6 protein-coding genes are annotated in these 13,307 nt (G+C 50.3%); 3 read left to right on the top strand and 3 right to left on the bottom strand.

Going from position 1 to position 13,307, the window contains the following annotated elements; all coding sequences use genetic code 11:
- The 3 genes from ACTHMC_RS26130 to ACTHMC_RS26120 form a co-directional block, all read right to left on the bottom strand.
- On the bottom strand, positions 1 to 1,889 hold a 1,889-nt coding region (locus ACTHMC_RS26130), incomplete at its 3' end, for a PQQ-dependent sugar dehydrogenase (protein ID WP_440417819.1).
- A gap of 43 nt (positions 1,890 to 1,932) precedes the next feature.
- Positions 1,933 to 4,704, bottom strand: a complete 2,772-nt coding sequence (locus tag ACTHMC_RS26125) for a discoidin domain-containing protein (RefSeq protein ID WP_440417818.1) — start codon at positions 4,702 to 4,704, stop codon at positions 1,933 to 1,935.
- 74 nt (positions 4,705 to 4,778) lie between these two features.
- Positions 4,779 to 6,851: a CBM96 family carbohydrate-binding protein gene (locus tag ACTHMC_RS26120; RefSeq protein ID WP_440417817.1), complete on the bottom strand. Its 2,073-nt coding sequence runs from the start codon at positions 6,849 to 6,851 to the stop codon at positions 4,779 to 4,781.
- 405 nt (positions 6,852 to 7,256) lie between these two features.
- On the opposite strand from ACTHMC_RS26120, the gene ACTHMC_RS26115 reads away from it, so the two are divergent.
- The 3 genes from ACTHMC_RS26115 (at position 7,257) to ACTHMC_RS26105 (ending at position 13,127) form a co-directional block, all read left to right on the top strand.
- Positions 7,257 to 8,063 (top strand): SDR family oxidoreductase, encoded by an 807-nt coding sequence (locus ACTHMC_RS26115; protein ID WP_440417816.1) that lies wholly within the window; start codon positions 7,257 to 7,259, stop codon positions 8,061 to 8,063.
- A 16-nt stretch (positions 8,064 to 8,079) separates the two neighbouring features.
- Complete coding sequence (locus ACTHMC_RS26110) at positions 8,080 to 8,895, top strand: SAM hydrolase/SAM-dependent halogenase family protein (RefSeq protein ID WP_440417815.1); 816 nt, start codon at positions 8,080 to 8,082, stop codon at positions 8,893 to 8,895.
- 842 nt (positions 8,896 to 9,737) lie between these two features.
- Entirely contained in the window at positions 9,738 to 13,127 is a 3,390-nt protein-coding gene (locus ACTHMC_RS26105; RefSeq protein WP_440417814.1) for a protein O-mannosyl-transferase family, read from the top strand.
- Positions 13,128 to 13,307 lie beyond the last annotated feature (180 nt).

Here is a 13,307-nt window from a genome sequence, read left to right as displayed (position 1 = left end):
TGGCCAGCGCTTCCACCCTGGCTCCAGTGATCAAAAACATAAGTAACACCATTGACCGTTTGCGGTGAAACAGCAGAGATATTCCTGTGCATTCCGGACACCGCTTCTGTACTGTATGGTGCGGGGAAAGGGACTTCGTCAAGGGTTACCTGCAATCCTGATGGAACAGTGGCCAGGTTGAGATTGGAAGTGATAGGGAATACTTCAACAAAAGCGGTATCCAACACGCCTTGTGAATCTTCCACAGAAAAATGAATGCTGTACCAGACATTGGTTTCATTGTGCTCGGCGAGGTCTGCCACAAAAGAGGCAGCTGCCACTCCATTGGGCACCTGGGGTCCCGGATGGGTATGCGTTGCATGATGGAATACGATCCACCATTTGTATTTACCTGCGGGGATGGCGCCATCCTCCAGATCAGAACCGCTGCCTGCAAAACTGATCTGGTCACCGGAGCGGAAAAGCGTACCGTTGGCGGGGCTGCTGATGGTGGCCGTAGGTGGCTGGCTTACCGTGAGGGTGGCATTGTTACTGGTAACAGAGCCAACGGAATTGGTCACTACCACATTGTAGGTGCCGGCACCGGAGACTTGTACATTGCTGATGGTATAACTGTTGGCTGTGGCGCCGGAAATATTGGTTGTGCCTTTGCGCCACTGGTAAGTTGGAGCAGGGCTGCCGGTTGCCGCTACCGAGAAAGTAGCAGAGCCACCCACCGGAGCTACCTGGTTTGCAGGTTGAGTGGTTATGATGGGAGCAGATGTTCCTCCCGCATAAAGGATCTTGTACAGGGTATTGTTACCGATACGCAGGTAATACAGATTGCCGTCAGGCCCCTGTCTGATGCCCACATTGTCCTGGCTCAAGGAAGAGCCGAATCCTGTACGGGAAGCACCGCTGGTGGGAGTGATATAATCGATCCATGCCCCGCAATAGTCAAGGAAGAAGTATTTGCCATTGTAAGTGGAAGGATAATTGCTGATAGCTCCATTGAAAAAGGTGCCGCCATTTATCGCACATCCCTGCCCGTTAGGTGGAGGGTCAGTCCGGTTGGTGGCATATACATACAATGGATTGGTAAACCCTGTACAGCCGCTTGTGCACATGCCTTCTTTGGTTGGCCAGCCGAAATTGAGACCGCCCGTAGTGGCATCATTGATCTCTTCCCAGGTGGCATTGCCCACATCGTTCACCAGCAGTCTGCCGCTCACCGGATCCACAGCTATGGTGAAAGGATTGCGGAGACCATACACCCAGATACGGCTGCGCGCTGCATTACCCGTAAATGGATTGCCGGCAGGCACAGAACCGTCTGTGTTGATACGAAGGATCTTACCGAGATAATTATCCAGGTTCTGGGAATTGGATCCCACCTGGTTCTCTCCTACTGCCACAAATAATTTACCATCGAGACCAAAAGCCAGCCCACCTCCATTGTGATAAATACCACTCAGTGTGGGCAGATCGAGTATTGCCGTTTCGCCGGTAGCCAGGTCATTGGATCCGAGCGTGAAACGGCTTACCCGGTTATGTGGCCCCGTGGTATGCGTGTAATGCAGGTAGATGTAATTGTTGGTAGCGAAGTTCGGATCTACGGCCACGCCGATGAGCCCGCGCTCACCACTCGTATTCACCGACAATGAGATTGCCGGCGTGTTGAGCAGGCTTCCGTTTTTTACAACACGGAGCTCCCCGCTTTTCTGACAAACCAGTATCCGGTTATCAGGCGTGAAGGCCATGGCGGTAGCGCCCGTTAATCCTGTTGCCACCTGTACGCGCGTGAAATTAGCAGGCAGTGTTTGCCCATGCGCGAAAGGGAACAACAGCATCAATGCCAGGCAGCACAATATAAAGGGCCGCCAGGAATAAAAACTGATAGGATTGGTCATATAAGATAGGTTTGGTTAATGGAATCTGATCAATGAGTTATCCTTATTCCTGCATTACACGATGCGTAACCATTTTTCCGCCATTCGCGAGCCTCATCAGGTAAATACCTTTGGCGCCCGCAGGTGGCGTGAATACAGCTTTGTGCTCTCCGGCAGACAGGTACCCGTTCACCAGAACTGCCACTCTTCTTCCCTGCATATCAAATACAGACAATTCCGTTTGTCCGGCTTCAGCAATATTGAAACTGATATTGCTACTGCTCCGGAACGGATTGGGATAAGTGATGATGGACGTTCTCTGAACAGGCTGTTTATCTATGCTCAAACTATTCACCGGGGATTTTGAATTCATCATAGCAGCGCTCTGGATCTTTACTTCAGTATAGCTGTTCCAAAGGTTCACACTATTCCCATGGCCTACGATACGCACATATTTTCCATTCACCGGAGTGAATGTGAAAGTCTCCAGGGCAGTGCTGGCTCCGCTGCTGACGCGGCCTGCCGCTGCAGTCGTCCAGGTAGTTCCGTTATTACCTACCAGCACATCAAAAGTGCTGGTGCGCACATTTCCACTGAGAAATGCTATCTGCACACCTGAAACAGTCATGGTATCACCCAGGCAGAACTGGATCCACTGCCCGTCACCACTGGCAGACCAGCGTGTATTCAGGTCATTGTCCAGCACATTGGCAGGAACATTGCCATCATCGGCACTTGCACTCACCGGATCGCAGGGAGGCGCGGCACTTACAGTGATGTTTATAGCGGTGGATGTAGCAGTGGCATTGCCATTGTCTGTGGCTTTGGCGGTAATGGAATAGTTACCTGCCGCAACATTGGTCCAGCTATACGTATAGGGAGAAGAGGTGGCTTCACCCAGTTTGGTAGCGCCGTCGAAGAATTCAACTTTGGAAATGGTGCCATCACTGTCCGCAGCTGTTGCTGTTATATTTACTGTTGCAGGTGCTGTGTAGCTGGCATTATTGGCAGGAGAACTGAGGCTCACGGTTGGAGCAGCATTGGTCTGTTGTACGATCACTACTTCGGTATAACTGTTCCAGGCATTCACAGTATTGCCATGCCCGAGGATCCGTACATATTTGGTTTGTGTTTGTGTAAAAGAGAATGTTTCAAGGGCGGTGGAAGTTCCACTGCTTTGGAGGCCGGTAGCCACGTTGGTCCAACTGCTGCCATTATTGCTCACCTGGATATCAAACAGGGAAGCCCGTACATTGCCATTGTAGAACGCGATCCGTACTCCTGTTACAGGAAGGGTATCTCCGAGACAGAACATGATCCATTGACCATTACCGCTGGCAGACCAGCGTGTGTTCAGGTCATTGTCCAGCACATTGGCCGGCACGTTGCCATCATCTGCGCTGGCAGATACAGGTACGCAGCCTGGTGCAGGCATTCCTGCGTTTGGTCCCACCAGCGAGGCAGTAAGGATCTGAGCATTCACTGAAGCAGCGCTCACTTCGTCAGCGCCGATATCGAAGGTTCCCGACCTGGTCTGACCATCCATATCTGTATTGGCCCATGAGTAGGAACCAGAACCTGCATTGATAGCAGGACTTGCGGTTTGCAAATGGAAACTTCCTGTTGCATCCCTTGCCAACAGCGGGTTAACGGTTGTATAACCGCCCGATGGCATGGAGCCGGCCCCGGTGGTTTGATAAAGAATATTATTGCTCCAGGTGGAACTTGTATAAGGGCCGGATATACTGGCTGCTGCCGCACCACCCTGTATGATATTGTTGGCAAATGTTGTAACGGTAGAGCCCAGTCCGTTTGTGCGTCCGCTCTGGGTGTAATTGGTGGTGTTGTTCACTAGTGTATTGTAAACAATAAAGTTTCTGTCGGGCCGGTCATGCACGGTCAGCGCATCACCGTCGGCCACTTCTCCATCGCCATTACCCATATTGATGGCAGGACTGCAGCCTTCAAAGTGATTACTGTATATTTTATGATCATCGCCGAAGATGCGGATCCCCGGCGTATTCAGGAAATAGTTGCCATATACGAGGCAGCGGTTGCCATGACGCAGCGTGAGTTGTGCCGGGCAGTTGCGGATGGTATTGAAACGGATGGTGAGCTCCGAAGCTTTTACGGAGAGCAGTTCATTCTCCCCTTCGCATTCTTCAAACAGGTTATGTTCAAAAATGCTGTTGGTATTCGACATACTGTAACCGCTCAGTCCGAACTGGATCGTCTCATTACCATTGCCTGATTGCGGATCCTGGTTGTAGAAATAATTATGATGGATCCAGAGACGCTGTGCGATCTGGCTGCCGGTACCGCGCACGATGATGAATTTTCCCAGTGAGTTCTTGTTCTGGAAAGTATTGTAATCCACCTGCTGGTCGTTGCCATTGATGGATAAATAATCACCATCGCCAGTGGTCTGGAAAAGGTTCTGCGTAAAGCGGATGAAACTGGTGCCACTTGCCATGGCCGCTTTTGAAGAAGCATGTGTGAATTTGAACCCTTTGATGATGATGTACCTGGCAGGACTGTTCACGGTAAAACCGTAAGATCCCTGGATCTCTGCTCCCAGTATACTTTGCGCCTGGATGGTGATGGGCAGCGCGGCCGTTCCCTGTTTGGTGATAGTAATATTGGCAGTGGTTGTATATACGCCATTGGCGAGAATGATCACATCCCCGGCGCTGGCATTATTGATAGCAGTTTGCAGTGCGCTGAGAGACGATACATTGATGGTGGCTGTAAATCCCTGCAATGCACAAACAAGAGAAAACAGCAGGAGCAATATGCTCCGGATTTTGGATAATGAATTGGTAGATGTTTTTTTCATATGATTCAACTGTTTGGTGAACAAGCAATGTTATGTCCGCCTGTTGCGGCCGTGAAGGGCTTGAAGCAGGATGTTTACTCCTGCCTGATCTTTGTGGTAATTGATTTTCCTTTGTGAACAAGCTTTACTATGAATACGCCTCCATTGCCGGGTTGCGCAAATGGTACACGATGATTACCTGCCTGCAAAACACCGTTCACAGGTTGCGCAACCTGACGACCAGTGATATCGTATACTACCAGGCTGGTTTGTCCGGCCTCCGGCAGATGAAACTCAATGATCCCTCCATTCCTGAATGGATTGGGTAACATGCGAACACTCATTTCCTTCTTTTTATCACGGCCTGTTTCGATCATCAGGGTCTCGCGATGTGTATCAGGAGCTCCGGATTCCTGCGGCCCTGTAGTTACTACCAGCTGTGGCAGGTTACTTCCTGCTTCTCTGGAATTCCAGAACACCCGTGGATCGTGGGCTGTGAGACTTTTCATCGCAAAAGAAACTTTACTTCGCCCCGCTGTCAGCTCGGCTTGCAGGTAGGCAGTTACATCAAAAGGGATATAAGCATATGCAGTATTGGTAACGGTGCTGGTATCGAGGCCTGTGCCGGTGGGAGGTTTGTTGTTCCAGGTGAGCGTGGATTCACTCCAGGTGATATTTGAAACCGCATATACGCCAATAGGCACACTGGGTGTAGTGGTAAGATCGATCTTTCCATACACACGTAAGGTTGCGCTTGTGATGGTGCCTGAAACGGAAGCAGCATTGAAGCGCAGATAAGATTCACGTGCATTGTTGAGTTGTCCGGAAGGAGAAAGTTTGGTGATCAGCAGACCAGCATCCGTGGTGCCATGCGTGGTGGCCGCATTGCTGCCGTCCCGCACATACGCATCTGCTTCAGGGTTGAGTATGAAGGTCTGCGATCCTCCGCTACCCGTCTGGATCTTCACTTCAGTATAACTGTTCCAGGCATTCACACTATTGCCATGCCCTACTATTCGAATATACTTTCCGGTGACAGGAGTAAAAGTGAAGGTTTCCAGTGCTGTAGTGGATCCGCTGCTGACCCTGCCGGTAGCGGCGTTGGTCCAGTTAAGCCCGTCATTGCCCACCAGTACATCAAATGTGGAGGTACGTGAGTTGCCATTATAAAAAGCGATCTGCACACCACTAACCGGTGTGGGATTGGCCAGGCAGAATTGGATCCACTGTCCGTCTCCGGTAGCAGACCAGCGGGTATTCAGGTCATTGTCCAGCACATTATCCGGAATATTTCCATCATCACTGCTGGCAGTAACCGGCGTACAGGCCGGAGGCGGAGTACCGATATCGCTGGGACAAAGACTGGCGCTGCTTTCCGTAATGCAGAAGTCTGCAAAACGAACTTCTTCATCGCGCAGCGCATCATCCTTGCCACGGTACACGCCCCATTTGGGACGATTGTAAGAAGCGTCTGTCCGCCACATATCGAGGCTGTTATTGCTATAACTCAGCAGGGTGGCGCCATCACTCAGTCTCTTAAGTATGATCTCGAAAGTACCTGCTGAACCTTCAGCGCTTTTATATTTCACGTAAGCTTCCACCCACTGGCCTTTAAAAGGTGCCAGGTCAACCTGTGTTACCGTGCCAAGTCCACCGGAGCCGGATCCTGTGCTGTGAATGATCTGCATTTTCTCAGGGCTGCCTGCACGGGGTGTGATAGTAATGAGCGGAGCGCCATCATCACCGTCAATGGCCTTGATCTGGAAGATATGGGTAAAACGGCTGCTGGGCTTAAATCCTGCATCCAGCCTGAATTTCCAGCGATAGAATGCTATTTGTCCGCTGGTATGCTGAAGGTCTGCCGGAGAGCCACTGCCGCCTTTGATCTCCATGCGTGTGCGGTCTTCATTGGTACAACGATCATTATCGAGCAGGTGATGGCTGTGAAAAACGAATACATATTTATTGAGGGTATTGTCGAACACTTCTGTTACATGTGGTCCGAAGGAGCTGTGCTGACAATCAGGATTCTCAACACCGAATCCTTTGGACTCGATGAGACTGTAAGTATTTCCCGGGCCATCGGCGCTCAGGGTAACCTGGGCGATGGAAGGCATGGATATAACGGTGACCAATAGAGTCAGGATGGCAGTGTACATTTTTTTCATCAGATAAAGTTTAATTGTGATCAATAGTTCATGGTATACCCTTCCGCTGATAGCGGCGTGTGCCACGGAATGGGTGTATGGAGGGAGTTGCTACAAACACGGTGCATCAGGAATATGCGCCAATCACAATTAAAATGGAACTCCGTTCAGGCCAACAGAGGGATACTTGCAGAAAAGACCTGCCTGACCGGTATATGTGAAGTAAATATTTTACCGGAGCATTTCCGGCATGGAGATTAACTTACTACTAAGCTATATTAGCATCTCATGGCAGACCTAACGGTGAGGCATATTGCCGTTGGTAAAAACCGAGCGCCATAAACATATTAAATATATTTAATATTTATGTAACTGCCAGCGGCAATCTGCCTTCCATTCCCTATTTTTGTACTATAAATAAAGGTCATGTCGGTATTCAAAGATAAGGTTGTAGTCATCACAGGCGGGAGCGATGGAATAGGCAGAGCACTCGTGGAAGCATTCATCGATGAAGGTGCCAGGGTTGCCACCTGTGGCCGCAATCACGATAAACTCTATACCCTCCAGATGCAGCATACCAATGTGATGTTGCATACTATGACCTGCGATATCTCCAACGAGAATGAAGCCAGAAGGTTCATCGAATCCACCATCAAAACCTTCGGTGGCATCGATATCCTTATCAATAATGCCGGCATCAGCATGCGCGCCCTGTTCAAGGACGCAGACCTGGATGTTCTCCGCCGCGTGATGGACATCAACTTTTACGGAGCCGTATATTGTACCAAATACGCCCTGCCCTCCCTTATGGAGCGCAAAGGCATTATTGTAGGTGTAAGTTCCATTGCGGGTTACCGTGGACTGCCCGGCAGGACCGGTTATTCCGCTTCCAAGTTTGCCCTCCAGGGCTGGATGGAAGCCCTCCGTACTGAAATGCTGGATGCAGGCGTTCACGTAATGTGGGTATGCCCCGGCTTTACAGCCTCCAATATCCGCCATGTGGCCCTCAACCAGGAAGGAAATCCTCAGGGAGAGTCCTCCATGGAAGAAGGCAAAATGATGACAGCCGAAGAATGCGCCCAGCATATCATCAAAGCCGTGGAAAAAAGAAAACGCACCCTGGTACTAACGTCCACCGGCAAGCGCACCGTATTCATGAACCGGTTCTTCCCCTCCCTGGCCGATAAACTCGTCCACAAATTCTTTTATAAAAACGGAGAACTGGTTAAATAAAACTACCCATCGCTAAATGGCTATCATCACCCTCACATCTGATATAGGTCAGCAGGATTACCTCGTGGGGGCGGTGAAAGGACAACTGTTACAGGTGAACCCGGGTTTCACCCTGGTAGACATCTCCCATACCATTTCTCCTTTCAACTATCCGCAGGCTGCTTATGTATGCCGCAATGCCATCAGGAACTTCCCTCCTTTCTCCTACCATATCCTGTTGGTGAACCTCTTTGAGAAAAAACCGGAACAGCTCCTCCTGGCCTACCACAAAGACCAGTATATCCTCTGTGCAGACAATGGCCTGCTCAGCATGATCCTGGAAGACAAACCGGAAATGGTGATCGGTCTGCAGCTCGACCGCTCCGCCATCAAGAACACGCTTTACTGCGCCCGCGTTATGGGCGAAGCCGTTCAGGAACTCATCAACGGCACCAGTCTCCAGCATATCGGCGTACCCGATGTAGCTTACTCCGAAAAAAATCACCTCCGCCCCCTCCTGGGCGAAAACTGGATCGAAGGTCAGATCATCTTTATCGACAACTTCGAGAACATCATCGTCAACGTCACCCGCGAACAATTCGAAATGCAGCGCCGTGGACGCAGCTTCAAGATCGTGTTCAAAAGGAATGAGATGATCACAACCATCAGCGAGACCTACGCCGATGTACCCGAAGGCGAAAAACTGGCCCTGTTCAACTCCGCGGGTTATATGGAAATCTCCATTAATAAAGGGAATGCTGCCGGTCTGTTCGGCTTGCAGGGATTCACCGAGCAAAGCGCCTCCATGCAGAACAGGTTGTTTTATCAGACGGTGAGGATCTATTTTGAATAAAATCCATATTTGATTTATTGATTGTGCGTTGTGCTTTTGGGGGCGCAAAGGGGGATATGAAGGGCGGTTGGAAAACATACCCACACCTTTTAGATGGATCTATTGGACTTTGGTAGGGAGTGTCGGGGCTTTGGTACAAAGCCGGGCATAGGAACGTATGTTTTCAAGACCTTTCTTCATATCCCCGCATTGCGCCTTGTCACCCAGGATGTGCAGCACCAGGATCTCCAGGGATATTCAAAATACTCCTACCGTCTGGGGGTGGGGAGAGGGGGTGCGGGTGCATCACCCGAAGTAAACTTTACTGCGTTTTCCGGTCCATATCTCTCCCGCTTTTTTCTGACACATTACTGATTTAGCAGATGTAAGAGCATGCATTAATACTTCATTTGTAATTTGTAACAGATTAGTATTCTGTATTTTAACAATATACCGTTTTTTGAACAGTTCATTTTACCGGCCATTTTAATGCCTGCTATTCATAGGGGCTGATTCACCCGTCCCCCTTCCTCCTTCCACCCGCGGTTGATGGAATAATTCGGGGGCCCGGCCGGTTGGGCAGAGGGAGCGGGTATGAGTGATCCGGCCTCAAAACATACCATTCCATTGCCCATCCCTGCACTCCAGCCCCAACTCTCCCCTCAACGTCAAATAAAAATCCCACAGGTGTGGGTATGTTTTTCAGCCGGGATCACCATACCCCTCCCGAGCCAACCGGCCCAACAACCACCAACCCAATAACATACATTCCCTATATTATGATCCTTATTATTCCCTCAACCGCTACCATTTCTTCATCCCTTCCCCTATATTTGCCCAAGTTTTTAAAAAATAAATGCATTATGAATTTCAACCGGGTAAATAACATAGTAGGTTGGATAGTCTGTTTGATTGCCTGCACTGTGTACATTATGACCATGGAAGCCACCGGCAGTTTCTGGGATTGCGGTGAGTTCGTTTCCAGTGCTTACAAATTACAGATCCCCCACCCACCGGGCGCTCCCCTCTTTGTGCTTTTAGGCAGGTTCTTCATCATCCTCTTTGGCGACGATCCCACTTCCGCAGCCATGGGCGTGAACTTCATGAATGCTATCGCCAGCGGCTTCACCATTCTGTTCCTCTTCTGGACCATTACCCACTTTGCGCGTAAACTGGTACAGAAAGGCGCTGAAGTGCTGGACAAAAGCCAGACCTTCATCGTAATGGCAGCAGGCGCAGTTGGCGCACTCGCTTATACTTTTTCTGATTCCTTCTGGTACAGCGCTGTAGAAGGTGAGGTATATGCCCTCTCCTCTTTCTTTACAGCCATCGTATTCTGGGCCATCCTGAAATGGGAGCATGAAGTGGACCTGGAAAGCAAGACTGACGGTCATAAGTTCAGTCGCGCTGACCGCTGGATCATCTTCATCTTCTTTATGATGGGTCTTTCCATCGGTGTTCACTTATTGAACCTGTTGACCATCCCCGCTATCGTACTCGTTTATTACTTCAAGCGCTATAAGGTTTCCAAATGGGGCACTTTCTTTGCCTTCCTGATCGGCTGTGTGCTCACAGGCATCGTGCAGGTGGTAGTGATCCAGTGGAGCATCAGAGGCGCCGGAAACTTCGATATCTTCTTCACCAATGAGCTCGGCATGCCTTTCTTTGTAGGGTTCGGCATTTACTTTGCCCTGCTGGCCGCTTTGCTGGTGATCGGTCTCCGTTTCACAGAAGCAGGTGTTCAGAAATTCACCCTCTTCCCTGTTTGGCTCGGTTCCATCATCCTGCTTTTCTGCTTCCCGTTTGCAAAATCAGGCGGCAGCTTCCTGCTGTTGCTGGTTGCCATCGCAGCAGTACTGCTGGTGCTGTACTATAACAGGAAAGGCATCACTTCCTTCCTGAAGATCGGTATCTGGTGCACCATCTTTGTGATCCTCGGTTACTCAACCTATTTCACCACGCTTGTACGCTCCAATGCTAATCCTACCGTGGATATGTATAATGTGGACAATCCGGTGAGCCTGGTAGGTTACCTGAGCCGTGATCAGTATGGCGACTGGCCGATCCTCTACGGACCGGACTTCGTATACCGTTCTCCGTATGTTACTTCTGGCGACCTTTATATCAAAGGAGACGGCAAGTATGAAGTGGCAGGAAAGATGCGCAAACAGGATTACAGCGCCGCTCCTTCTGAAGATGATCTGAGACAGATCCAGAATCAGCACCCCGACTGGGATGTCAGCAAGATAGGGCCACATATCTTCCCACGTATGTACGACAACGGTAATGAAAGGAACCAGGAGTATGTATACCGCGCATTCGGCGGCATGATGGACGGAGAACAGCCCACTTTCGGTAATAATATCCGCTACTTCGCAGACTACCAGTTCCGCTGGATGTACTGGAGGTACTTCATGTGGAACTTCGCCGGAAAACAGAACGACCTTCAGGGCTTTGGCAATCCGCGCGACGGAAACTTCAATACCGGTATCACCTTCTTCGATAAGGCCCTGGGCCACGCAACACCAGATGTACTGCCTGATACTGCCGGCAAAGACAATAAAGCGAACAATAAATTATACATGCTGCCTTTCATCCTTGGAGTGATCGGCTTCGTGTTCCAGCTTAACAGAACAAAGAAGGATTTCCTCGTGAACTTCCTCCTGTTCTTCTTCACAGGCTTCGCCATTGTGATCTACCTCAACCAGAGCGGCTACCAGCCACGTGAGCGTGACTACGCCTACGTAGGATCCTTCTACGCATTTGCTGTATGGATCGGTCTGGGTGTGATCTGGCTGAAAGAACTGCTGGAGAAAAAAGTCAGCGCCACCGTTGCAGGATACGCAGCCTTTGCAGTTACCCTGCTGGCAGTGCCCGTGCTGATGGCTTCACAGGAATGGGATGACCACGACCGCAGCAAGAAAGTACTGGCACGCGACCTCGGTAAGGATTACCTGGAAAGCTGTGCACCAAACGCGATCCTGCTCTCCTTCGGTGATAATGATACTTACCCGCTCTGGTACACACAGGAAGTGGAAGGCATTCGTAAAGACCTCCGCGTGATCAACTACAGCCTGCTTGGTACTGACTGGTATATCAACCAGCTTCGCTACAAAGTGAACGAAAGCGCTCCTACAGACGTGATCTTCACGCCTGAACAGATCCAGGGCAGCAGACGCGATATCGTGTTCACAGCCGATTATCTCCGCCGCAGCAACTTCACTGCTCCGCTGCAGGGATATGATCCCAATCAATACTACGATCTCTACACACTCCTGAAGAATGTTACCGCCAGTGATGTGGCCAAGAACCAGGTGAACATGTATGAAGACGAGCCGATGAGCGTGCTGCCATCCAATAAGGTGAGCATCCCTGTTGATGTGGAAGCAGCAAGGAAAGAACTCAAACTCAATCCGGGTGATTCTATCGTGAGCGAGCTTAAACTGGATATCAAAAAAGGATATCTCCAGAAAAATGACCTCGCCGTACTGGCGATGATCGCTGCCAACAAATGGAAACGCCCCATCTATTTCACTTCCACACAGGAACTGGAAGAACTGGGTCTGGAAAAATATGCACGTATGGAAGGTCTCTCCTACAGACTGGTGCCCATCGAGAATTCACAGATCGGTGTGGACGACAGCTACAGGAACGTGATGGAGAAATTCGTGTACGGCGGTGCTGAGCGTCCCGGCGTTTACTTCGATGAAGAAAACCGCAGACACCTCAACAGTATCCGTCAGGCGCATGCCTTCCTGGGCCTGCACCTGGCAGAAACAGGAAAGCTGGATAGCGCCCGTAAAGTGCTGCAGAAATACGACAAGAACGTAATGCAGGAGAACCTGCCTTATGGTTTCACCAGCAACAGGGGTAACTTCCACAACCGTGTGAGCATGACCTTCCTGCTCGCCTCTTACCGCGCAGAAGACTTCACCCTGGCGGAAAAAGTGGCTAAGTCGCTGAAAAAAGACCTGGAACAGCAAATGACCTACTACCGCTCCCTCGGAGAGCCGCTGCCCAACGAACAGCTGGCAGCAGAGGCGTACAATATCATGAATGGTAAAGGTGGAAATCTGTCCGGTAAACAGTATGACTTCGCCAATGATATCCTTTCTTCCTTCCAGATGCTGAACCAGCTTTCTGAGTGGGAGAAACAATTCAAACCAGGCGGTAAAAATAACGGGAACGTGGAGAATGCACCTGATTCCCTGTCTACACCAGAAAAAGCAGCTACTGATACAACAAAGCCGTAAGCTGGCTTGAGAATACAAAAAATGGGCGGACCAGAGTTTTGGTTCGCCCATTTTTATTTCGCTGTGAGGGTCGCGCGTGTCTCCGCGAGTGACGTTTATTACGTCGCCGCCCGGCGCCACGGTGCTCGCCACATGCGAGCCAAAAGAAATCACACGCGGAGACGCGCGCGACCCGGCACA

This window comes from Pseudobacter sp. (assembly GCF_051955275.1).
Classification (GTDB): domain Bacteria; phylum Bacteroidota; class Bacteroidia; order Chitinophagales; family Chitinophagaceae; genus Pseudobacter.
This window is presented reverse-complemented; position numbering and strand designations above follow the sequence as displayed.